Genomic DNA, 23,421 nt, shown 5'->3' on the forward strand with positions numbered 1-23,421 from the left:
TCGATTGGAATTTCAGCATTTTTCGCGACAAACTGCAATCCATATCGTTGACTGGACTGAGGTGTTATCATGGATTGCTATATCGTAGAGCCGGTGGCGGCAGCCAAGCCCACGGTTTTGGCACGTCTTTTGGAATCATTGACACAGGCTTTCGTCAAACATGCGGAGCCGTCGCCACATCTGGATCTCGATGAGATGCCGGACCGGCTAAAGCGCGACCTTGGATTTCTCGACGGGCGTGAACCGCATTATGACGATAGGCGAGTGCTGTAGTGGGTGAAGGGGTGTTAAGGGTCGGCTCGATGTTAATTCCGGTCACGAGTTAAGACCTATGAGTATGCTGAGACTCCGTACCCCCCTCTGTCACTGTCGTGACATCTCCCCCACAAGGGGGGAGATTGGTAACTCGTAGCTTCTACGAGTATCAAACGAACACTATGCCTGCAGAAACAATGTTGCGATGTTCTGTTAGGCGGCGGGACAAACTCCCAACGATCTCCCCCCTTGTGGGGGAGATGTCACGACAGTGACAGAGGGGGTATGCTGCGGCAAACACGAGCTCCCTCTGTGACATCCGACGGTCTGCATGCCAGCTTTGGCTCGGCAGATATCACATCCCCTTCAATCGCTCCACCGCCATCAGCACCCGTTCCGGCGTTGCCGGGGCATCGAGCCGTGGGCAGACGCGGTAATCCGCGACGCTCGCGACCGCCATCGATAGCGCCTCGAGCACCGAAATCGGTAGCATGAAGGGCGGCTCGCCGACAGCCTTGGAACGACCGATAGTGGCCTCCGTATTCTCCGACCATTCCGCCAAGCGCACGTTGAAGATCTTCGGCCGGTCCGACGCCAGCGGGATCTTATAGGTCGACGGCGCATGGGTGCGCAGCCGGCCCTTGGCATCCCACCACAGCTCTTCGGTGGTCAACCAGCCCATGCCCTGCACGAAAGCGCCTTCGACCTGACCGATGTCGATCGCCGGATTAAGGGAGCGGCCGACGTCGTGGAGGATGTCGGCGCGGTCGATCAGATATTCGCCCGTCAGCGTGTCGATCGACACTTCCGAGCAGGCGGCACCGTAGGAGAAGTAATAGAAGGGCGTGCCGCGGCCGGCCTTGCGGTCCCAGTGGATCTTCGGCGTCTTGTAGAAGCCGGCAGCCGAGAGCTGGACGCGGGCGAAATAGGCCTGCTTGACGAAATCCGGGAAGGGGATTTCCTCCTCGCCGACGCGCACGCGGTTCGGCAGGAACTGCACGTCTTCAGCGCCGACGCCCCATTTTTCTGCGGCAAAGGCGACGAGGCGCTCCTTGAGCTGCCGGGCGGCATCAAAGGCGGCCATGCCGTTCAGGTCCGAGCCGGAGGATGCCGCGGTTGCCGACGTATTCGGCACCTTGCCTGTTGTCGTCGCCGTGATCTTCACCCGGTCGATATCGACCTGGAAGCTGTCGGCCAGCACCTGCGCCACCTTGGTATAGAGGCCCTGGCCCATTTCGGTGCCGCCATGATTCAGGTGGATGGAGCCGTCCTGATAGATATGCACGAGCGCACCGGCCTGGTTAAAGGCGGTCATGGTGAAGGAGATGCCGAATTTCACCGGCGTCAGCGCAATCCCCTTGCGGATGAAGCGACTGGAGCGGTTGAACTCGATGATGGCCTTGCGCCGTGTCTGGTAGTCGGCGGTCTGTTCCAGCTCGTCGACGACGCGGTTGATGATGTTGTCGGTAACTTCCTGGTGATAGGGGGTCAGCGTCCGCCCGGAGCCCGGCTGGCCGTAGAAATTGGCCCGGCGGATTTCGAGCGGGTCCTTGCCGAGCGCATAGGCAATCTCCTCGATCATGCGTTCGCCGCCGACCATGCCCTGCGGGCCGCCAAAGCCACGGAAGGCGGTGTTGGAAACGGTGTGCGTCTTCAGCGGTTTCGAAACCAAATGCACATGCGGGTAGAAATAGCTCGAATCCGCATGGAACAGCGCGCGGTCGGTGACCGGGCCGGAAAGATCGGAGGAGAAGCCGCAACGCGCCGCATAGGTGGCATCGACGGCATGGATACGGCCCTCGTCGTCGAAGCCGACTTCGTAATCCACCAGGAAGTCGTGCCGCTTGCCCGTGGCGCTCATATCCTCGTCGCGGTCTGGCCGGAATTTCACGGCGCGGCCGAGCTTCTTGGCGGCGACGGCGGCGAGCGCCGCGAACTGGTTGCCCTGCGTCTCCTTGCCACCGAAGCCGCCGCCCATGCGGCGGACGTTGACGGTCACGGCGTTGGACGGGATGCCGAGGACGTGGCCGACGATATGCTGGATTTCGCTCGGGTGCTGCGTCGACGACCAGACAGCGACCTCATCGTCTTCGCCGGGGATCGCGAGCGCGATATGGCTTTCGAGATAGAAATGCTCCTGGCCGCCGATGCGCATCTGCGCCTTGATGCGATGCTTGGCGTTCGCCATCTCGGTTTCGGGCTCGCCGCGCTTCAAGGTCATCGGCTCGTAGACGAGCGGTGAACCATTGGCGAGTGCGCCGTCGATATCGCTCCAATGCGTGAGGTCGCGATAGTCGATCTTGGCAAGGCGGGCCGCACGACGGGCGGCATCACGGGTTTCGGCGATGACGGCGAAGATCGGCTGGCCGTGGAACTCGACCTTCGTTTCGGCGAGTAGCGGCTCGTCATGCATGCCGTTGGAGCTGGTGTCGTTGACGCCGGGGATATCGGCGCCGGTGAAGACCCAGACGACACCCGGATAGGCTGACACAGCCGAAAGATCGATGCCGGCGATCTCGGCATGGGCGCGGTCGGAAAGGCCGAGCGCGCCGTGCAACAGGCCGGCGGGTTCGGGAATATCGTCGATGTAATCAGCTGCTCCGGTGACGTGCTTATGCGCTGAATCATGCTTCAGCGAGCCGTGCATGGAGCCGTTGATGACGACCTTGGGTTCTTGGAAAGTGGATTTGTCCATGGGCTCAGACCTCCGCCGTCGCAAAGCGCTTCAGCTCTTGCGGCGCGCCCGATGTTTCCAGGTAGAAGCGGATGAGGAGGTTCTTGGCAGTCAGCTGGCGATATTCGGCCGAGGCGCGCCAGTCGGATAGCGGTGTGTAGTCGCTATCGAAGGCATCGCGTGCGGCTGTTACCGTCGCCTCCGTCCAGGGCTTGCCGATCAATTCTGCCTCCACAGCGCGGGCGCGCTTCGGCGTGCCGGCCATGCCGCCGAAGGCGATGCGGATATCGGCGACATTGCCGGCGGCATCCAGCGATAGGTGGAAAGCGCCGCAGGCGGCCGAGATATCCTCGTCGCGGCGCTTCGAGATCTTGTAGACGGCGAAATGTGCTGACGCGGCAGGGTAGGGCACGAACATGCCTTCCACGAACTCGCCGGGATTGCGATCCTGCTTGCCGTAATCGATGAAGAAATCCTCCAGCGGCAAGCTGCGTGTGCCTGCTGTCGAGCGGAGTTTTACGGTGGCGCCAAGCGCGATCAGCGGCGGTGGCGTATCGCCGATCGGCGAGCCGTTGGCAATATTGCCGCCGATGGTGCCCATATTGCGCACCTGCTCGCCGCCGATGCGGTTGATGAGATTGGCAAGGGCCGGGATCTTTTCGCCGATCACAGTAAAGGCGCGGCTGTAGGTGACGCCGGCGCCGATGCTCAAGCCTTCGTCTTCGACCACAATCTTTTGCAGATCGGCCAGATGGTTGATGAAGACCACCGGATTGAGCCGGCGCATCTGCTTGGTGACCCAGAGGCCGACATCGGTCGAGCCGGCGACGACGGTCGCTTTCGGCTCGTCGGCAAGCACTTGCGCTAGAGCGGCCACGGAACCGGGCACGATGAGACGATCGTCGCCCTCGGTAATCTCGATCGTGTCGCCGCCTTGCATTGCCCAGAGGCGGGCGATGATATCGGCCCTGGTCTTCTCCAACGGGTCGAAGAGGGCGCTCGGCCGCTTCTGGCTGACCTGTTCGGCCGCCTTGACGATCGGCTCGTAGCCCGTGCATCGACAGAGATTGCCCTGGAGCGACTTCTCGATCTGCGCCCGGCTCGGCTTATCCGTCGAAAGCCAGAGGCCATAGAGCGACATGACGAAACCCGGCGTGCAGAAACCGCATTGCGAGCCGTGGCAATCGACCATGGCCTGCTGCACCGGATGAAGCGTGCCGTTCTGGGCGGCCAGATGTTCGACTGTGACGACATGGGTAGCGTGCAGCGAGCCGACGAAGCGGATACAGGCATTGACGGACTCATAGTAAAGCCCACCATCGATCAGGCGTCCCACAAGCACCGTGCAGGCGCCGCAATCGCCTTCCGCGCACCCTTCCTTCGTTCCCGTCAGGCGCCGGTTGAGACGCAGGAAGTCAAGCAACGTCTCAGTGGGGCGCAGGCTTGTTAGCGTAATATCCTCGCCGTTGAGGATAAAGCGGATGCTGTCGCTCATGTCGTTCCCGATTATTATCTGTTTGGTTAGGGCCGGAGGCGCTCACACGAATCCGGCCCTAACCGCATATGGTTATTCCGCGGTCCAGCCACCGTCAATCGAGACATGCGTGCCGGTGACCTGGCGCGCGTCGTCGCTTGCAAGGTAAAGCGACAGGGCGCCGATCTCCTCGGCCTTGACGAACTCATGCGTGGGCTGGGCCTTGAGGATGACCTCGGTCTTGACCTGCTCCTCGGTCATGCCGCGGGCCTTGGCCGTGTCCGGGATCTGCTTTTCGACAAGCGGGGTCAGGACGTAGCCGGGGCAAATGGCGTTGACCGTGACGCCGAATTCGGCAAGCTCGAGTGCCGCCGTCTTGGTCAGGCCAAGTATACCATGTTTTGCAGCGACGTAGGCGGATTTGAACGGGGAGGCGACCAGGCCATGCGCCGAAGCGATGTTGATGATGCGGCCGTATTTTTTGGCCTTCATCAACGGAATGGCGGCGCGGATGGTGTGGAAGGAGCTGGAGAGATTGATCGCGATGATCTGGTCCCACTTCTCGATCGGGAAGTCCTCGATCTTCTCGACATGCTGTATGCCGGCATTGTTGACGAGGACGTCGACGCTGCCGAAGGTGGAGTTGGCGGTTGCGATCAGATCGGCGATTTCGGCGGGCTTGGTCATGTCGGCGGGATGATAGATCACCTTGCCGCCGCCCGAGGCTTCCAGTTTGGTCTTGATCGCGTCGATTTCCTCGGGTTTTCCGAAGCCGTTGATGGCAACGTTATCGCCCTTGGCGGCGAAGGCCGTCGCGATGGCGAGGCCGATACCGCTCGTGGAACCGGTGACGACAACTGTTCTAGCCATGATCTTCTCCTTGGACAGCGCAGCTTCCTGCTGCAGTGCAAAACAGGTTGAGCCTAGTCCCAAATCGTCGGATATGGCAATCGCATTGCTGCCGGTCGCCTTTGCGGCGCTTTGACCCACGATGCCGTGAACAGGAAAGCGCCGGCTTTGGCGAAAAATTTCGTTTTGCTTTCTTTTCACATTCGTTTTGCTCGCGTATCTGTTGTTTCGGGACACAACAGGCGGGAGGACTGTATGAGCGGCTATGTCTTGGCGATCGATCAGGGAACGACGTCGACGCGGGCAATTGTTTTCGACGGCAAGATGAAGGTTGCCGGCGTCGGGCAGAAGGAATTCACCCAGCATTATCCGAAGCCTGGCTGGGTCGAGCATGATCCGGAAGAGATCTGGTCGTCGGTTCTCGTTACCGTCCGCAAGGCGATCGAGGCTGCCGGCATCACCGCCAAGGATATTGCAGCACTCGGCATCACCAACCAGCGCGAGACCGTCGTCGTCTGGGATCGCGAGACCGGCAAGCCGATCCACAATGCCATCGTCTGGCAGGATCGCCGCACGGCGAGCTATTGCGAGAAGCTCAAGCGTCAGGACCTGGAAAAACTGTTCACCCGCCGCACCGGCCTGCTGCTCGATCCCTATTTCTCAGGCACCAAGCTTTCCTGGCTGCTGACCAATGTGAAGGGCGCCCGTGCCCGCGCCGCCAAGGGCAGCCTCTGCTTCGGCACCGTCGATACCTTCCTGATCTGGCGGCTGACGGGGGGTAAGAGCTTCGTCACCGATGCGACCAATGCGTCCCGGACGCTGATGTATAATATCGGCAGCAACGAATGGGACGAGCAACTGCTCGATATACTGCGGGTGCCGGGTGCGATGTTGCCTGAAGTGAAGGATTGTGCTGCCGATTTCGGCATCACAGATCCCTCGCTCTTCGGCGCCGCAATCCCGATCCTCGGCGTTGCCGGCGACCAGCAGGCGGCGACCATTGGTCAGGCTTGCTTCGAGCGCGGCATGATGAAATCCACCTATGGCACCGGCTGCTTTGCGCTGCTGAATACCGGCGCCGACATGGTACGCTCGAAGAATCGGTTGCTGACCACTATTGCCTACAGGCTGAACGGCGAGACGACCTATGCGCTCGAGGGATCGATCTTCATCGCAGGCGCGGCCGTGCAATGGCTGCGCGACGGCTTGAAGACGATCCAGCGCGCCTCCGACTCCGGCGAACTGGCGGCCAAGGCCGACCCATTGCAGGAAGTCTATCTCGTGCCGGCCTTCACCGGCCTCGGCGCGCCCTACTGGGACCCGGATGCTCGTGGCGCCATCTTCGGGCTGACTCGCAATACCGGGCCTGAGGAAATCGTCCGGGCGGCGCTGGAGGCCGTTTGCTACCAGTCGCGCGATCTGCTTGATGCCATGCACAAGGATTGGCGCAACGGCGGCGGACAGCATACGGTGCTGCGCGTCGATGGCGGCATGGTCGCTTCCGACTGGACGATGCAGCGGCTTGCCGACCTGCTCAACGCACCGGTCGACCGCCCGACGATCCTTGAAACGACCGCGCTTGGCGCCGCCTGGCTCGCCGGCAGCCGCGCTGGCGTCTGGCCGGACCGCGCCGGTTTTGCCAAGGCCTGGGCGCGCGACAAGCGTTTCGAGCCCGACATGGATGACAAGACCCGAAATGCGAAGCTCAAAGGCTGGAAAAACGTGGTCTCGCGCACCTTGAGTACACGGTAGGGGTGATAAGCTTTCATCGGCTGCTCACCCCAGGTTATGCCGTGTAAGATTTCTTTATTTTGCTTATATAAACGCACGCAGCGATACTCGCCTCATTCGCGGCTCGGGAGGAAAGTCCCGGATCGCGATTCGCAGGATCAATCCCATCGGGACGGACGCCTTCCGAGAGACGATAAAGCGAATGATGGCTGCTCAATTTAGCGAACTGAAGAAGCACATCTACAGACGGATCAAGTATCATCTGACGCGGCCGCGGCCACCGGTGCTGGCGGAGCGGTTCGATGGCCCTGTTCTTGTCGTCGGATCGGCGCCGGTCTCGAACAGACCGGTGGATTTCGACAAGAGCTTCCGGGTCATCACCATCAATGGATCGCAGACGGTGACGAAGGGCTGGGGAATAGAGGCGCCCGATGTGACGCTCGTCCAGTTCAATCAGATCGAGGGAACGAATACAAACGCCGTCGAGGTGCGCCGCGTTCTCAACGGCGAGCGGACGAGGATGCTCTACGTCCTGCTCTGGCGGAAGGAGTTTCAGCGGCTGGAAGACGGGTTGAAGGCCTTCAATTACCGCTACGACAGGCTTGAGATCGTCGATCGCTACAAGCGCATGGCGCTTCTCGACCGCGTCGGCGGGGTAAAGTGCAGCGAGCTCGGCGCGGACGACAAATGCTCCAACGGCATCAACGCGGTGCTTTTCGCGCTCTATAACGGTGCGACCGAAGTCATCATTACCGGCATCAACCCCGATTCCGGCGGGCATGTCTACAACACCGAAAATCTCGCCCGATTGCATGTCCGCAAGGACCGCGAAGTTCTCGAACGGCTTCTCGAACGCGGCTATCCGGTGTTCACAAGCGATCCGGCCGTGTCGCGGTCGATCGGCCTCCCCTTGTGGAAGGGCAGGGCGGAGGTGGCGCGCGCGCCGGAGGCGGCCACCCAAGCGACGCGCGCAGAATTGCAGCAGACGATCGCTGTCAATCCGTCGCCGGGTTGATGCGGATGCAGCTGAACGACGGCTGACGAAGGTCGTCGATTTATGCCAAGATCGCGGCATAGAATCACTCGATTGCACAGAGGTCAGTCAGATGCTGATGCCGCCGCCACTTCGGCCGGGCGATAAGGTGCGTTTTGTGTCGCCCGCAAGCTCCCCCGACAAGGACAGGGTTCTGAGGAGTGCCGAAATACTGGAAGGCTGGGGGCTGAACGTCGATTTCGGCGAGCACGCCTTTTGCAAGTGGGCTTATCTTGCAGGCACCGACGGGGAGCGATTGGCGGATCTCAACGCCGCATTTCGCGATCCGGACGTTCGGGCGATCTTCACGACGCGCGGCGGCAAGGGGTCGTATCGGATTGCCGATCAAGTGGATTTTGCCGCCGCGCGGCGCGACCCCAAGCTCGTCATCGGCTTCAGCGACATCACCGCATTGCATTTGAGCCTTCTGAAGAACTGCAATCAGATCGGCATCCATGGAGCCTTCTCCTTCGGGCCGAAAGAAGAGAGTGTCAGTCCCTATACCAGTGAATCGCTGCGTCGGGCGTTGATGACAACGGAGGACATCGTCATCGATGCGCGTCCGGAAGAGCCGACCTCCGGTCTGACAACAAGCGGAGCAGCCAAGGGGCGATTGATTGGCGGCAATCTCGATTTGGTGGCGACATCGGCCGGCTGGGCGTTGCCGGATCTGCGTGGCGCGATCCTGTTGCTCGAAGCCGTCAATTTGTATCGCGGGCAGGTGGATCGACAAATGACGATGCTGCGCAAGGCGGGCCATCTGGATGGTTTGGCGGGTGTTGCGATTGGTCAATTCACGGATTTCGAGTTCGATCGCCCCTATTCGGTGATCGATATCCTGCGCGAACATCTGGCCGAGCTGGGCGTGCCGGTGCTTGGCGGCTTGCCGCTCGGGCACGGCGATAGCCCGGCAAGCGTTTTCATCGGTGCCGTCGCGGAGCTCGATGCAAGGGCGGGGACATTGGCGATCGGGCGCAACGACACCTGACCTCTTTCCACAACGATTTTTTTGACACAGCCTGTCGGAGCAGATGCTATTCCTTCGTCTTTACTGGAGAAGGAGGTCCTCATGCTCTATGCGATCCTATGCTACAATGACGAAGATACCGTATTCGCCTGGTCCAAGGAGCAGGAGGAGGCGACTATGGCGCGGTTGCTTGCCGTGCAGGCGCCGCTGGCTGAAGCGGGCAAGCTCGGCCCCGTCGCGCGTTTGATGCCGACGACGGCAGCAACAACGCTGCGCAAAGGCAAGAACGAACCGCTCGTCATCGATGGCCCCTTCGCCGAAACGAAGGAGCAATTGCTCGGCTTCTACGTCATCGACTTTGAAACGCTCGACGAAGCGATTGAATTTTCAAAACAATTGGCCGAGGCTAATCCGGGTGTCGGCTCCTACGAGATTCGCCCGCTTTACGTGTTCAGGCCGGGAACGGTTGCGACATGACGGATATTGCCTGGATCGACATCGCGTTGACGAATGCCCGGCCGCAGGCGCTGGGCGCGCTGCTGCGCTACTTCCGCAATCTCGATATCGCCGAGGAGGCCTTCCAGGAGGCCTGTCTCAGGGCGCTGAAGACCTGGCCCGACAAGGGGCCGCCGCGCGATCCCATTGCCTGGCTGATCTTCGTCGGCCGCAACAGCGGCATCGATACGGTGCGCAAGCAGGCGAAATTGCAGAGCCTGCCGGACGAGGAGACGATTTCCGACACCGGCGACGCCGAGAGCGATCTTGCCGAACGCCTTGATGGTTCTGGCTATCGCGACGATATTCTCCGGCTGCTGTTCATCTGCTGCCATCCGGACCTGCCGGCGACGCAGCAGATTGCGCTCGCGCTGCGCATTGTATCGGGCCTTTCCGTGCCACAGATCGCCCGCGCCTTCCTGGTTAGCGACAGCGCCATGGAGCAGCGTATCACCCGCGCCAAGGCGCGTGTGGCCGCAGCCGGTGTTCCCTTCGAAACGCCTGGCGCGGTGGAGCGGAGCGAACGGCTGGCACTTGTCAGCGCCATGATTTACCTCATCTATAATGAAGGCTATTCGGCTGGCGGGACACATCGCGAGGCGGCAGCCTTCGCCGACGAGGCGATCCGGCTCGGCCGACTGCTCCTGCGGATCTTTCCCTCCGAGCCTGAGACCATGGCGCTTCTGGCGCTGATGCTGCTGCAGCAATCGCGCAAGGAGGCGCGCTTTGATACGGACGGGCAGATCATCCTTCTGGAAGATCAGGACCGTTCGCTCTGGGACCGTATATCGATCGACGAGGCACTTGCTCTGCTCGACAAGGCGATCCGCCATCGCCGGCCCGGCCCTTATCAGGTTCAGGCGGCAATCGCGGCGCTGCATTCCAGAGCAAAGCGGGCTGAGGATACGGACTGGGAAGAGATCAACCTTCTCTACCAGATGCTGGAGCGGCTGACGCCGTCGCCGGTCGTCACGCTCAATCGCTCGGTCGCAGTCTCGAAGCTCAAGGGACCGGAGGCGGCTCTGGCGCTGATTGCGACGCTGGAAGCGCCGCTCGACAGCTATTTCTATTTTCATGGCGTCAGGGGCGGCCTGCTCGCGCAGCTCGGCCGCTCGCAGGAGGCGCGCGTCGCTTTCGACAGGGCGATTGCGCTTGCCCGCTCGCCCGCCGAAGCGGCCCATATCCGCCACCAGCTGGATCGTCTGAGCGCGGATGCTGTTGCCGCTTCAAAATAATCGAAAAAATTGTGTTTGCGCTGTCGGGAAACGACGGTCCCGAACGTCATTAAGGTATAGGCCGAGCAGGCCGCGTCAAACAGCAAAGAGGAATGGAATCATGACTGAGCAGACCCAGCGCCACGAACTCTCGTTGACCCGCGTCATCGATGCGCCGCGCGAGAAGATTTTCCGTTGCTGGACCGAAGCGGAGCTTATGAAACAATGGTTCGCGCCGCTGCCATGGACCGTATCTGCCGCCAGCATCGATCTTCGCGCGGGCGGCTCGAGCTCGGTTACCATGCGCAGCCCCGAAGGCGAGGATTACCCAGGCAATGGTGTCTATCTGGAAGTCGTTCCGAATGAGCGGATCGTCTTCACCGATGCCTTCACCAGCGCCTGGGTGCCGTCGGCAAAGCCCTTCATGGTGGTGACGATCCAGCTCGACGATCTCGGCGGCGGCAAGACGCGCTATACGGCGACCGTCCTGCATTGGTCGGCTGGAGATCGCGAGGCGCACGAGAAAATGGGCTTCCATCAGGGATGGGCCCAGTGCGCCGATCAGCTTGCCGCGCTGGCGGCGAAGATCTGAATTTCTGATTCAATTCCGGGGGATATTGGAATGTCTTATGCAGTCGATTCATCTGTGCCTTCGGTCACGCGCGCTCAGCGCGTGGCGGGTATGATCCTCAGCGGCCTCATCGTCGCCTTTCTCGTCTTCGACGGCGCCATCAAACTCGTGCCGCTGCCAGTCGTCACGGAGACGATGGCCGGGCTCGGCTATTCTGCCGATCCGGCGCTGGCGCGGCTCCTTGGCGTCATCACGCTTGGCTGCGCCATTCTCTACGCGATCCCGAGGACTTCGGTCCTTGGCGCGATCCTGTTGACCGGCCTTCTTGGCGGAGCGATCGCGACGCATCTGAGGGTCGGTAGCCCGATCTTCTCGCATCTCTTGTTCGGCGTCTATGTCGGCGTGATGGCCTGGGGCGGACTTTATCTACGTTATGAAGCGGTTCGGAAAATGATTCCGTTCTTTCAGCGAAGCTTTTGATTTCGGATTCGATTTGCTAAGGCTCGCTGCCTCGAATAGAGGGAGCGAGCTATGCCGCAAGTGATCATCGCGCCGGTCAGACAGTCAGATGCGGACGAGCTGATTGCCGCCAATATCGCCAGCCGCGCCCATCATGTGCCCTGGGCCTATCCCTTCCTCGATCGCGACGGTTTCGATGCTTGGTTCGGCCAGACGGTGACTGGGCCGAACATAGGCCTGGTGGCGCGCGATCCCGGCTCTGGCGCTATCGTCGGCGTCGTCAATATCAGCCAGATGGTTTGGGGCGGTTTCCGCAGCGCCTTTCTCGGCTATCACGGCATGGTGGGTTTTGCCGGCCGGGGCTTCATGACGGAAGCGGTTCGCCTGGCGGTGACGCACGCCTTCGATGCTGTTGGCCTGCATCGGCTGGAAGCCAATATCCAGCCCGGCAACCAGCCTTCGATCGCGCTGGTCAAGCGGCTCGGATTCCGGAAGGAAGGATTTTCGCCCAAATATCTGAAGATTGGCGGCGTGTGGTGCGATCACGAGCGCTGGGCATTGCTCGCTGACGATCCGCGATCCTGATCTCTTTTGGAATCCGAAAGTCGCGCTATCTGCCAGAAAGCGTAAGAAAGACGTTGACTGCTGGGAGCGAAGGGGCGAAAGCGACCTTGAGCCTCTCGCCGACCGTTGCCGAGAGAGTGGGAGTGCCGGAAGCCGTAAATGATCGTCTCGACCGAAGAAGAACTGAGCAAGCTGAAAGATATCGGCCGCATCTGCGCCAATGCGTTGCAGGCCATGGCGGCCGCGCTCGAGCCGGGCATCACCACGCTGGAGCTGGATGCGATCGGCCGCAAGGTGCTGGAGGATGCCGGCGCGCAATCGGCGCCGGAGCTGGTCTACAAGTTTCCAGGAGCGACCTGCATCAGCGTCAACGAGGAGGTCGCCCACGGCATTCCCGGTCCGCGCGTCATCAAGGCGGGGGACCTCGTCAATCTCGACGTTTCCGCGGAGAAGGACGGCTTCTTTTCCGATACCGGCGCATCCTTTACCGTGCCGCCGGTCAAGCCGAAGATCGAGCGCTTGTGCCGGGATGGCAAGAGGGCGCTCTGGGTCGGACTCAACCAAGTGCGCAGCGGCGCGCCGCTATCGAAGATCGGGCAGGCCGTCGGCGCCTTCGCACAGAAGAACCGTTATACTTTGATCGCCAACCTCGCTAGCCATGGCATCGGCCGTTCCTTGCACGAAGAGCCCGCCGAGGTTTCCACCTGGGCGGACCCTTCCGAAAGCCGGATCATTGAAGACGGCCTGGTCTTCACGGTCGAGCCGTTTCTCTCGCTCGGTGCGACCTGGGCAGAGGGTGGCGACGATGCGTGGACGCTCTATGCCGATCCGCAGGCACCCACCGTCCAGTACGAACATACGATCATCGCCACCCGCAACGGACCTGTCATCCTCACATTGCCGGACAAGTGAAAGACCGGGCCGGACAAGTGAAAGCCCGGCTCAATCGTCGGACTTCGGGTCGCTCTCAGTTTGCGTTTCGCCGCGGATGATATCGGCTGCGGCACGCTCGAGGATATCAGCGATGCGCGCGCCTTCGGCCTTGCTCCACGGGAACTTCGTGCGAAGGGCCGAGCGCAGCAGATGGCGGGCGCGATGCACGTCGCCGGCGCCATGGCGATCGAACGGATTGTCGCGGCCGTCCTCGTCACCGCCGTCGAAGACCTCGCGGACGCGGGCCATCTTCTCGCCGATTGCGGCGAGCTTGGCGAATGTCACTTCCACCAGCTCGCTGTTATCGTCGACGCGCTTCTGGCCGCTTTCGGTGATGCGGTAGAGCTTCTTCGTGCCGCTTGCCTCGACTTCGGCCTGGCCGGTTTCCTCGAGGTAGGTGAGGGCGGGGTAGATGACGCCCGGGCTCGGCACGTAGAAGCCGCCGGAGCGCTCCTCGAAGGTCTTGATCAGTTCATAGCCGTGACGTGGCTGCTCGGAGAGCAAAGCAAGGATGATGAGCTGCAGATCGGCAGCATCGAACTTGCGGCCGGTGCGAAACCCGCCGCCGAACATGCCGCCCTTGAAGCCTCTCATGAAGTCTCTCCTATGCTCGCCGTGCGATTCACGGCCTCGACCATGTCGTAGGATATATGCCTCGACGATGTCAAAGCCATCTCCGCACATATGGCGATCTCTAAAACCTCTCATATCGTTTCTCCTTGAAGTGTGAAGGTTTGTATCGTTAGTCATGTCGTAAGATATATATCGTAAGATAGCATCTTGCAAGGGGGACGATTTTCGGATGGTTGGCTGTCGTGGGGAGATCAGCTCTTTTGGAGAGGGAGTTCATCCATTGGGTGAAATTTCGCTGCTGAACAACTGCATCACGATCATGGGATAAGCGATTACATCTACGTAAGAATAGGCCTCTGCCGGTTGCCGCTCCCGGCGAACTGTCTTAGGCTCGCCGCAAATTGACGCCATTTGCGGTCGTTCGAAGCAATAGGAAGCCTAACCGTCGTGTTCCATTCATTCTTCCCGAATCCGAGATTGTTTTTTTCCTCAGCGGTCGTCTGGGCGCTCGTCTGCGTCTTCCTGTGGTACTTTGCCGGCGCGCATGTCGTGGCATCCATGGGCTATCCACCGCTGCCGGAAGAGCAGCAGCCGGTCGGGGCGGCGTTTTTTGCTGTTCCCAATAATTTCCTGTTTTATTTATATTTTATTCTCTGCTCCGCGGTTTTCTGTGGCGTTTGGCACGCGATTTCAAGGAACAATTCCTGGGCCGTCTGGTCGGTGTGGGGTTCCGCATTCATCATATTCATCACTTACTTCGGTGTTCAGATCGATGTGGCGGTGAATGTGTGGCGCCGGCCGTTTTTTGACCTGTTGCAAAATGCGCTCGGCGGAAAGCCTGGCGTTACGGATGGGGATTTCTACACATTGCTATGGGCGTTCACGCAGCTCGGTATGGTGGGCGTAGCGGTCAGCGTCATTTCATCGTTTTTCCTGAGCCACTACCTCTTCCGCTGGCGCTGGGCGATGAACAATTTTTACATGTCAAAATGGGAAAAGCTTCGGCACATCGAAGGCGCATCTCAGCGTGTTCAGGAAGACACCATGCGCTTTGCGACGAACCTCGAAGGGCTCGGCGTCAGCCTGATCGGTTCCGTCATGACCCTGATCGTCTTCCTGCCCATCCTCCTGGAGCTGTCGAAATATGTGACGGATCTGCCGATTATCGGTGCAATTCCGTATTCGCTCGTTTGGCTGGCGCTGGTTTGGTCGGTATTCGGTACGTTCCTGCTTGCGCTCTTCGGGATAAAACTGCCGGGGTTGAACTTCCGCAATCAGCGTGTCGAGGCCGCCTACCGAAAGGAACTCGTCTACGGAGAGGATCGCGACGATCGCGCGCAGCCGCCTACCGTGATGGAACTCTTCTCCAACGTTCGGCGCAACTACTTCCGCATGTACTTCCACTATGCGTATTTCAACGTGGCGCGTTATTCCTATGGCCAGCTCGACGCGATATTTCTCTACTTCGTGCTGGTGCCAACCTTCGTTGCCCATAAGATTACACTCGGCATCTGGCAGCAGGTTGCCACGGCGTTTGGCCAAGTCAGCAACTCCTTCCAGTATCTCGTCAGCTCCTGGACGACGATCATCGAGCTTCTCTCGATCCACAAGCGTCTGAAAGCTTTCGAGGCTGCCATCGACGACGAGCCGCTGCCACCGATTGATCAGCGCTATTTGGAGCGTGAAGCAGGCGTCATTCACGCGGATGGCTAACGAATTAAGGCCCCGGAAACGGGGCCTTTTTCAATGGGGAGCTGGAGTGTTAGGCTTTAGAGGTAACGGAGGGACCTCCCTCTGCCGCGCCGCCGGCTCTTCGCTTTGGCTGAGGGCGTTCGTCGCTGCCGTCGATCCACCGGATCGATTGTTCTTGCTCTGCCCGACCGCTCCTACCCCTGCTGCGGCTTGCCGCGGGAGGCGATCAGCGGAATGGCTTCGGAGTAGCTGACACAGGCAACATCCTGTTTGTGGCAGACGTCGCTGACAAAGCGGTCGAGCGCGCGCCAATAGGCGCCGTCATTCATTTCGACGAAATGGAAGCCGAGCTGCAGCGGAATGCGTTCGCCGTCATATTGCTTGTTGAAAGCGGCCTCGAAGGCCTCGAAGGTGCGGTCTTCATAGGTCCTGGCGTTGGCCTTGTCCTCGACGCCCTTGGAGTGGCGGACATAGAGATTGTAGTCCATGCCGATGACCAGGCGATGCTCCGGTCCCTCGGGGATCAAGGGCAGCCCGAAGCGATAGATGCCGTCGACCACCTGCGGCAGGGCGGGCCCCTTGGTGACGAGACTTGCATCATACTGGAAGCCCATTTGCTTCTCAGCCGGCACAAGGCCGTCGCTGGTGGAGAGGTAGGGCGCGCGGAATCCCCTGACGTCATGCGTGGCGAAATCTTCCCAGCCTTGAGGCTCCTTGTCGGCAAGGCCGACATTCTTCCAGGCGTCGCGAAGGGCGATGCGCGCATTCATGAATTCCTGGCTCCAGTCGGCGGCACTCCAGCCCTTGCCGTCGAAATGGCCGCAGGCATGGCTGGAAATATCGTGGCCTTCCAGATGCGCGCCCCAGATATTGGCGACGCGGGTGCGGACATCGTCCTCGCTCTTGGCGAAGCCGACATTCGATTTGCCCGGTCGCTGCTTCGGCCCCTGATAGGCCTTGGCCTGCGCCTTGTTCATCAGGAATGTGCAGGAGAGGAAATAGGTAAAATGCGCGCCGTTGCGCGACGCGATCTCGCGGCTCTTGGTCCAGAGCGCATTGTCATGAGCGCCATCGAAGGAGATCATGACGAGCTGCTTGGGCTTGCCGTCGGCTTGGGCGGCTACGGGCAGCCCTAAGGAAACGGCGAGGGAGAGACAGGAAACTAAGCGAAACATGGGCACCGAACACTGATTGGATCGAGCACGGCTTGCGAGGGATCGTCTGGCGATATCGGATGCGTGCTCCGGGTCGCTACCTTCCTTTCGCGCAAATGCGGCGAAGCTGCGGTGACGCTGGCGTTTTTTTGCAGCAGCCGATAAGGATGTGACTACAAGACTATAGAGGATTCCATTCATGGCATTGCTCATTCTCGGCATTGTTCTCTTTCTCGGCCTCCATCTGATCCGCGTCGTGGCACCTGGCCTGCGAGCATCGTTGATCGCAAGCCTCGGTGACTCCGGCTGGAAGATCGCCTATTCGATCGCGAGCATCGTCGCGCTGATCGTCCTGATTTACGGCTTCGGCCAGGCGCGGGACATGACGCCGATCTGGTCGCCACCGTTCTGGATGAGCCACATCACCATCCTTTTGATGCTGTTTGCGATGATCTGTCTCACCGCCTCGCTGCTGCCGGCGGGGCACATCGCGGTCAGGACGAAGCATCCTATGGTGCTGTCGGTGAAGATCTGGGCGCTGGCGCACCTGCTGTCCAACGGCGACGGTGCGGCGATGCTGCTGTTTGCCGCCTTCCTTGCCTGGGGCGTGATCCTGCGCATTTCGTTGAAGCGGCGGGAACGTGCCGGCGAAATCACGCTGCGTCCGTTCGTCTCGGGGAAATACGATCTCTATGCGATCATCATCGGTATCGTCGTCTGGGCGCTGATCATTTGGAAGCTTCATGCGTGGATTATCGGGGTTTCGCCGCTCGTTATGTGACGATTTCTGCCGTTCCCCCTTACATCAGCCGTAAAATGGAGTAGAAGGCCCCCAACCCCTAAGCTTTTTTGGAATTATTTGGCCTGGGCCGGAGACGAGAATGGCATTTAATGACGACAGCTTCATCCGCGAGGTGAACGAGGAACTGCGTTCGGACCGGTTGCGGTTCGTATGGCGCCGTTTTGGCAAGCTCATCATCGGCGCGGCCGTGCTCGTCGTTCTCGCCACCGCCGCCTATAGCGGCTACCGCTACTGGGCTAGCAATCAGGCAGGCAGCGGCGGCGATCAGTTCATTGCAGCGCTGACGCTTGCCGATCAGAACAAGACGGATGAGGCGCTTGCCGCATTCGCGGCCATCGAAAAGAATGGCCCTGGCTCCTATCCGGTGCTGGCACGCTTGCGCGCCGCGACGCTGCAGGCGCAGAAGGGTGACAAGGCAGGTGCCATTGCCGCCTTCTCGGCGATCGGCAAGCAGACGGACCTTCCCGTCGTTATCCGGGATGCGGCGCGCCTGCGGGCTGCCTATCTGCTCGTCGATACCGGCACTTACGATCAGGTCGCCGCCGAAGTGCAGGAGCTCGCCGTACCGGCCGACGCCTTCCGCCATTCGGCGCGCGACGTTCTTGGTCTTGCCGCCTACAAGGCCGGCGATTTCGCCAAGGCCCGGCAGTGGTTCCAGGCGATCGTCGATGATCCGCAGAGCCCGCGTAACGTTGCCAACCGTGCCCAGATGCTGCTCGACCTCATCACTGCATCCGGCAAGGCTCCGGTCGCAAAAGGCTGAAGGATCGCTCAATGAGTTTTACGGTCGCGATCGTCGGTCGCCCGAATGTCGGCAAGTCCACGCTGTTCAACCGCTTGGTTGGCAAGAAGCTGGCGCTCGTCGACGATACGCCGGGCGTCACGCGTGATCGCCGCCCCGGCGATGCCAAGCTGATCGATCTGCGTTTCCGCATCGTCGATACTGCCGGCCTCGAAGAGGCTGGTGAGGAGACGCTGGAGGGCCGCATGCGTGCCCAGACGGAGGCGGCGATCGACGAAGCCGATCTGACGCTATTCGTCGTCGATGCCAAGATGGGCCTGACGCATGTCGACAAGACCTTGGCCGAAATGCTGCGCAAGCGCGGCCGGCCGGTCGTGCTCGTCGCCAACAAGTCCGAGGCCCGCGGCTCCGATAGCGGCTTTTATGATGCCTATACGCTTGGGCTTGGCGAGCCTTGCCCGATCTCGGCCGAACATGGCCAGGGCATGATGGATCTGCGTGATGCGATCGTCGAGGCCCTCGGTCCCGAACGCGCCTTCCCGGAAGACGACGATGAAGCGGAGACGAATGTCAACATTCCCCGCTCGGCTGGCGGCGAGGATGGCGAGGAGATCGATGAAGAGCCCGCCTATGACGAGACGCGGCCGCTGCGCGTTGCAATCGTCGGCCGCCCGAATGCCGGCAAATCGACGCTCATCAATCGCTTCCTCGGCGAAGACAGGCTGCTGACTGGCCCGGAAGCCGGCATCACCCGCGATTCCATCTCCGTCGACTGGAGCTGGCGCGGGCGTACGGTGAAAATGTTCGACACCGCCGGTATGCGCCGCAAGGCGAAGGTTACCGAAAAGCTGGAGAAGCTCTCGGTCGCCGACGCGCTGCGCGCCATTCGCTTTGCCGAAACCGTTGTGATTGTCTTCGACGCGACCATTCCCTTCGAGAAACAGGATCTGCAGATCGTCGATCTCGTGATCCGCGAAGGTCGCGCTGCCGTGCTTGCCTTCAACAAGTGGGACATGATCGAGGATCGCCAGGCCGTGCTTGCGGATCTGCGCGAAAAGACCGACCGGCTGCTGCCGCAGGCGCGCGGCATTCGCGCCATACCGATTGCCGGTCAGACCGGCGAGGGGCTGGACCGCCTGATGCAGGCGATCGTCGACACCGACAAGGTCTGGAACAAGCGCATAGCCACCGCCAAGCTCAATCGCTGGCTTGAGACGCAGCAGGTTCAGCATCCGCCACCGGCCGTTTCCGGACGGCGCATCAAGCTGAAGTACATGACGCAGGTAAAGGCACGTCCGCCGGCCTTCATGATTTCCTGCACGCGCTCCGACGCGCTGCCGGAATCCTATGTGCGCTACCTGATCAACGGATTGCGCGCGGATTTTGCCATGCCCGGCGTGCCGATCCGCATCCATTTTCGTACGTCGGAAAATCCTTTCGAAAACAAGAAGAGTAATCCATACGAAAGCAAGAGGAAGCGGTCCTGACACGCCTTGCCTTGCCGCATGATTGGCGAGGGCACATTGGGGTCGTATTGACAAGATTGCATCAAGAGCTTGCCGCCCCGGTGACCGAGGTATCCTCAAGGAATGATGACTTCTCATTGTCCCGTCTACTTTTTCAGACGCGGAGGGTTCGTCTCATCTGGCGACACTGTGGTCTGCGTTGCGCCGCTGGACTGCGTTGTCACGGTTTACGGTAGCGAAGGCGGCCTGTCTTCCGCCTTTGGTGGAGCGGCTGTTTTCAAGAACGATGCGTCTGGGGAATGTTTTGTCGGCGTATGGGGCGCACGTAACGCCTCACGTTTCCGCAGGGAGCTTCGGGCTCATATGCAAATTGCTATTCTAAAGGAAGCGCCAGACGCGCGGCTCACATTCTGGGGCGCGGAAAAAGAGCGCCCCAAGAAGCCTATGCGCAAATGAAGGAACTAAACACCTAGTCAGGCTGCATTCTTGTTCAGCGCCTCACGCAACGTGATGATCTCCGCCTTTAGTCGTGTCAGTTCCTCGGCGGTTTGCTCGGTAGCATCCAAAATACAAGGGGGCACGGTTGCCGCCTTCTTCTTCAGCGCCTTGCCTTCATTGGTCAGCTCAATCAGCACCTGGCGCTCGTCTTGCTTGCTGCGCGTGCGCTTGATGAAGCCGGCCGCTTCCAGGCGCTTCAACAGCGGCGTCAGCGTGCTTGATTCCAGAAACAGCTTTTCGCCGATACCACCGACGGTCTGGCCATCTTCTTCCCATAGCGTCACCATGACGAGGTATTGCGGATAGGTGAGATTGAGCGCGTCCAGCATGGGTTTGTATAGCCGGTTCATCGCGTGGTTTGCGGAATAGAGGGCGAAGCAGATGAAGGTATCCAGCTTCAACGGGTCGTCGGTCATCTCAAGTACTCCCTGAGAGGTCTTATGTAAGTCGTGCGATAAATAATTGTACACCCAAATTTATGCCTCGGCTATGGTTTTCTTCCTTTTCTTGGGAGGCTGTTCGAAGAAGAGATTTGTCGACATTTCGTCTCGGAAAATGACTTTCAACAGCCATACAGGCGACATGCTCGCCGCCTTCTCGAATTTGGCTATTTCGGCCGTCGCTGAACAGATCAGGCAACGATTAAAGACAGATTGTGTCTCGTTCAGACTGAACGCGCCGATGTTGCGATCAATCGAAAGTTGTTCTTGTCAAACATAGGCTTAGTGGTCACTCTCGCGCCACATCTAAGACTGGCGGGTCTTGTTCATTGATGAGAGGCCCACTTCTGTCTCCGTCATCGAGGAGGAAACTGACTTTGTTCTATTCTGAAATCGGGCAGCTTGAGAAGGTCCAAGGGGATGAACGGGTGTCCGTCAAGAAGGGGGAGGTGGGTTGGGTGCTCTACGGTCCCTATGCCATCCTTTCTCCCGGGCGCTACGTCGTCGAGTTTCATATCGAGGGTGACCCGTCCGCACCAACAGAGGCTGTTTGTTGCAACGTCGACGTCGTTGCCGGTTTCGGCGCTCGGCTGTTGGCGCAAGAGCAACTGACGGAAGCCGATTTGCGGCGCTCGGACAAGCGCGTTGCCCTGCAGTTCGATGTGGATGCGGAAGACGTGTTCGAATTCCGGATTGCCTCGACCGGGATCGGAGCACTTGCCGCCCGAGCCCACCGTCCCCTCAAACGAATCGATCGCCAAAGCGGTCAGATGCTGGACGTCATCCTGCCGGAGATGGCCAATCCGTTCTTTCACGCCCACCTCGCCAAGTTCAGATTCTTCGAGAAGAACGGCTTCAACTTTGAGGTCACGGCGCAGGAAATCATCGCTGAATTTTCTGGCACGAGATTCCATATCAACAATCCCGAAGACTTTCAGGTCCTGAGCGAGATTTTCATTCACAACGAGTATAATTTCATCACCGGGCGCGACAAGGTCGTCATCGATATCGGCATGAATGCCGGTCTGGCCTCACTTTTCCTGGCAAGGGACCCTTCGGTGCGGGAAATACATGCATTCGAGCCCTTTTCCCTGCCTCATTCCAGAGCATTGAAGAATTTTGCATTGAACCCGAAGACGGCTAGCAAGATCAGGCCGAACCAATTCGGACTTGGCGAAAAAGACGATCAGATGCAGGTGATGGTTCGTTCCGATGCGACGATCGGCATTTCTGTAAGGGGAGCGGATACGGGCAAGCCGGAGACGATCCGTATCAAGGAAGCTGCCGGTGTCATCGGCCCGCTGGCCGAGCATGCCCGGAATGCCGGCATGGACCTCGTCATCAAGATGGATTGCGAAGGATCGGAGTTTGGAATTTTCGAAACCCTGGCGAGGCACGGCCTTTTCGGGTCGATCAATGCCATGGTTATCGAATGGCATAAATGGTGGTCCAAGGACAAGAACCAGATGACGCTCATCTCTCCCTTGCTCGACGCCGGCTTCATCGTGCTGGACAAGACGCAGCTATCCAATCCGCATGCCGGGTTATGCTACGCCGTCAGGGCGGCACGGTGATCCGTGGAAGCTATGAGCGCGAAGCCTGAAAGCCAATTTCACCAGCGACGCCCATCCGTCAGGAATTCAATGCCTGTGGACCTGTAACCGACCCCGGTGGTTGGCGATGCGGACATTGCCGATGAACTGGGCTGTGGCGGCCTCCCAGGAATAGTTGAGTGCCAGCGCGCGCGCTGCCTCGCGTGAGCAGGAGAGCGCGGAGAGGCAAGCCGTCGCGAGATCGGCATCCACGACGCCGGCTGTCCTGTCTCCCCCCAGAATGTCCGCAGGGCCTGTGACGGGATAGGCGGCGACCGGGACGCCGCTTGCCAGCGCTTCCAGAATGGCATTGCCGAAGGTGTCGGTTTTGGACGGGAAGACGAAGACGTCGGCCTGCGAATAGGCGTGCGCCAGTTCCTCGCCGAACTTCGATCCCAGGAAATGAGCATCCGGATAGAGCTTCTGCAGTTCCGCTCGCGCGGGGCCATCGCCGACCACCACTTTCGATCCAGGAAGGTCAAGATCAAGGAAGGCGGGCAGGTTTTTTTCGAGCGCGACGCGGCCGACGGTCATGAAGATCGGACGAGGCAGACCAAAGGGATTGTCTTCCTGCGGATGCGGTCGGAAGAGGTTGGAATCGATACCGCGGCTCCAGGGCAGCAGATTATGGATGCCGCGCAGTTTGAGTTCGCTCGCAAGGCTGGGTGTCGCCACCATGCAGCCATAGCCGGCATTGTGAAACCATTTGACGAAGGCATAGAGCCAGCTTTCGGGAATCGGCAGGCGCGCGGCGACATATTCGGGAAAGCGGGTGTGATAGCTCGTTGAAAAGGGCATGTCGTTTCTCAGGCACCAGCGCCTTGCTGTAAGCCCAAGGGGACCTTCCGTGGCGATATGCACATAGGTCGGCCGGATCGCCTCTATTCTCGCTGCGACCTTGCCATAGCTGGCGATCGAAAGCCGGATTTCCGGATAGGTCGGGCAGGGGATGTTGCGAAAACCGTCCGGCGTGATCATCGAGACTTCGATGCCCATGCGCGTCAGTTCCCGATTGGTGTTCTCGATCGACCGGACGACGCCGTTGACCTGCGGGTGCCAAGCATCGCTGACGATGAGCAGCCGTTCGGGTACCGCGACTGGTGTCGCCGCCTGTGCCCAGGTGGTTTGATCTATGTCTGACAAGCGTAGCAACATGCCCAAAACAGCCCATCTGCACCGCATCCTCATGATGACGGTGCCAGCGATTGCGGTGTTTCAAACATGATTCCCGCGCCCACTCTAT

General features: G+C 60.0%; 21 protein-coding genes. 14 read left to right on the forward strand and 7 right to left on the reverse strand.

Annotation, left to right across the window (positions count from 1 at the left end; translation table 11 throughout):
* Nucleotides 1-610: 610 nt before the first annotated feature.
* From xdhB to ACIQWP_RS07050, 3 genes are all read right to left on the reverse strand, one after another.
* The gene (gene xdhB / locus ACIQWP_RS07040) at nt 611-2,950 is read right to left on the reverse strand and encodes a xanthine dehydrogenase molybdopterin binding subunit (protein WP_402784004.1); all 2,340 of its coding nucleotides are present in this window, start codon (nt 2,948-2,950) and stop codon (nt 611-613) included.
* Nucleotides 2,951-2,954: 4 nt separating this feature from the next.
* A complete protein-coding gene (xdhA, locus tag ACIQWP_RS07045; protein WP_402784006.1) occupies nt 2,955-4,424 on the reverse strand; it encodes a xanthine dehydrogenase small subunit in 1,470 nt (489 codons plus the stop codon).
* Nucleotides 4,425-4,496: 72 nt separating this feature from the next.
* On the reverse strand, nt 4,497-5,273 hold the full coding sequence (locus ACIQWP_RS07050; RefSeq protein ID WP_402784008.1) for a 3-hydroxybutyrate dehydrogenase: 777 nt from the start codon (nt 5,271-5,273) through the stop codon (nt 4,497-4,499).
* Nucleotides 5,274-5,507: 234 nt separating this feature from the next.
* Between ACIQWP_RS07050 and glpK the strand changes: the two genes are divergently transcribed.
* The 9 genes from glpK to map all read left to right on the forward strand — a co-directional run bounded on the left by glpK (nt 5,508) and on the right by map (nt 13,198).
* Nucleotides 5,508-7,004 (forward strand): glycerol kinase GlpK, encoded by a 1,497-nt coding sequence (glpK, locus tag ACIQWP_RS07055; RefSeq protein WP_402784010.1) that lies wholly within the window; start codon nt 5,508-5,510, stop codon nt 7,002-7,004.
* Between the two features lie 184 nt (nt 7,005-7,188).
* Nucleotides 7,189-7,998 (forward strand): membrane-anchored protein, encoded by an 810-nt coding sequence (locus tag ACIQWP_RS07060; protein WP_402784012.1) that lies wholly within the window; start codon nt 7,189-7,191, stop codon nt 7,996-7,998.
* A gap of 136 nt (nt 7,999-8,134) precedes the next feature.
* Complete coding sequence (locus ACIQWP_RS07065; protein ID WP_402784014.1) at nt 8,135-9,004, forward strand: LD-carboxypeptidase; 870 nt, start codon at nt 8,135-8,137, stop codon at nt 9,002-9,004.
* 81 nt (nt 9,005-9,085) lie between these two features.
* Nucleotides 9,086-9,460, forward strand: coding sequence for a YciI family protein (locus tag ACIQWP_RS07070; protein WP_402784016.1), 375 nt, complete (start codon nt 9,086-9,088; stop codon nt 9,458-9,460).
* Entirely contained in the window at nt 9,457-10,713 is a 1,257-nt protein-coding gene (locus ACIQWP_RS07075; protein ID WP_402784018.1) for an RNA polymerase sigma factor, read from the forward strand. The genes ACIQWP_RS07070 and ACIQWP_RS07075 overlap by 4 nt, the downstream gene beginning before the upstream one ends.
* 100 nt (nt 10,714-10,813) lie before the next feature.
* Nucleotides 10,814-11,284 carry an SRPBCC family protein gene (locus tag ACIQWP_RS07080; protein WP_402784020.1) on the forward strand — a complete coding sequence of 157 codons (471 nt, stop codon included), beginning with the start codon at nt 10,814-10,816 and terminating at the stop codon, nt 11,282-11,284.
* Nucleotides 11,285-11,314: 30 nt separating this feature from the next.
* A complete protein-coding gene (locus ACIQWP_RS07085; protein ID WP_402784022.1) occupies nt 11,315-11,743 on the forward strand; it encodes a DoxX family protein in 429 nt (142 codons plus the stop codon).
* 51 nt (nt 11,744-11,794) lie between these two features.
* On the forward strand, nt 11,795-12,307 hold the full coding sequence (locus ACIQWP_RS07090; RefSeq protein WP_402784024.1) for a GNAT family N-acetyltransferase: 513 nt from the start codon (nt 11,795-11,797) through the stop codon (nt 12,305-12,307).
* Between the two features lie 138 nt (nt 12,308-12,445).
* The gene (gene map / locus ACIQWP_RS07095) at nt 12,446-13,198 is read left to right on the forward strand and encodes a type I methionyl aminopeptidase (RefSeq protein ID WP_402784026.1); all 753 of its coding nucleotides are present in this window, start codon (nt 12,446-12,448) and stop codon (nt 13,196-13,198) included.
* Nucleotides 13,199-13,228: 30 nt separating this feature from the next.
* Here map and ACIQWP_RS07100 read toward each other — a convergent pair whose 3' ends face one another.
* The gene (locus ACIQWP_RS07100; protein WP_402784028.1) at nt 13,229-13,813 is read right to left on the reverse strand and encodes a PadR family transcriptional regulator; all 585 of its coding nucleotides are present in this window, start codon (nt 13,811-13,813) and stop codon (nt 13,229-13,231) included.
* A gap of 426 nt (nt 13,814-14,239) precedes the next feature.
* On the opposite strand from ACIQWP_RS07100, the gene sbmA reads away from it, so the two are divergent.
* Nucleotides 14,240-15,505, forward strand: a complete 1,266-nt coding sequence (sbmA, locus tag ACIQWP_RS07105; protein ID WP_402784374.1) for a peptide antibiotic transporter SbmA — start codon at nt 14,240-14,242, stop codon at nt 15,503-15,505.
* 173 nt (nt 15,506-15,678) lie between these two features.
* Here the strand turns inward: sbmA and ACIQWP_RS07110 are convergent, their stop codons facing one another.
* The gene (locus ACIQWP_RS07110) at nt 15,679-16,659 is read right to left on the reverse strand and encodes a polysaccharide deacetylase (protein ID WP_402784030.1); all 981 of its coding nucleotides are present in this window, start codon (nt 16,657-16,659) and stop codon (nt 15,679-15,681) included.
* Nucleotides 16,660-16,837: 178 nt separating this feature from the next.
* Between ACIQWP_RS07110 and ACIQWP_RS07115 the strand changes: the two genes are divergently transcribed.
* The 3 genes from ACIQWP_RS07115 to der all read left to right on the forward strand — a co-directional run bounded on the left by ACIQWP_RS07115 (nt 16,838) and on the right by der (nt 19,669).
* Nucleotides 16,838-17,419 carry an NnrU family protein gene (locus ACIQWP_RS07115; RefSeq protein ID WP_402784032.1) on the forward strand — a complete coding sequence of 194 codons (582 nt, stop codon included), beginning with the start codon at nt 16,838-16,840 and terminating at the stop codon, nt 17,417-17,419.
* A gap of 100 nt (nt 17,420-17,519) precedes the next feature.
* A complete protein-coding gene (locus ACIQWP_RS07120; protein WP_402784034.1) occupies nt 17,520-18,203 on the forward strand; it encodes a tetratricopeptide repeat protein in 684 nt (227 codons plus the stop codon).
* Nucleotides 18,204-18,214: 11 nt separating this feature from the next.
* On the forward strand, nt 18,215-19,669 hold the full coding sequence (gene der / locus ACIQWP_RS07125; RefSeq protein WP_402784036.1) for a ribosome biogenesis GTPase Der: 1,455 nt from the start codon (nt 18,215-18,217) through the stop codon (nt 19,667-19,669).
* Nucleotides 19,670-20,121: 452 nt separating this feature from the next.
* Here the strand turns inward: der and ACIQWP_RS07130 are convergent, their stop codons facing one another.
* On the reverse strand, nt 20,122-20,562 hold the full coding sequence (locus ACIQWP_RS07130) for a MarR family winged helix-turn-helix transcriptional regulator (protein ID WP_402784038.1): 441 nt from the start codon (nt 20,560-20,562) through the stop codon (nt 20,122-20,124).
* 401 nt (nt 20,563-20,963) lie between these two features.
* On the opposite strand from ACIQWP_RS07130, the gene ACIQWP_RS07135 reads away from it, so the two are divergent.
* A complete protein-coding gene (locus ACIQWP_RS07135; RefSeq protein WP_402784040.1) occupies nt 20,964-22,160 on the forward strand; it encodes an FkbM family methyltransferase in 1,197 nt (398 codons plus the stop codon).
* 66 nt (nt 22,161-22,226) lie between these two features.
* Here ACIQWP_RS07135 and ACIQWP_RS07140 read toward each other — a convergent pair whose 3' ends face one another.
* Nucleotides 22,227-23,333: a glycosyltransferase family 4 protein gene (locus tag ACIQWP_RS07140; protein WP_402784042.1), complete on the reverse strand. Its 1,107-nt coding sequence runs from the start codon at nt 23,331-23,333 to the stop codon at nt 22,227-22,229.
* Nucleotides 23,334-23,421 lie beyond the last annotated feature (88 nt).

Source organism: Rhizobium sp. NPDC090279 (assembly GCF_044769665.1).
Classification (GTDB): Bacteria; Pseudomonadota; Alphaproteobacteria; order Rhizobiales; family Rhizobiaceae; genus Rhizobium.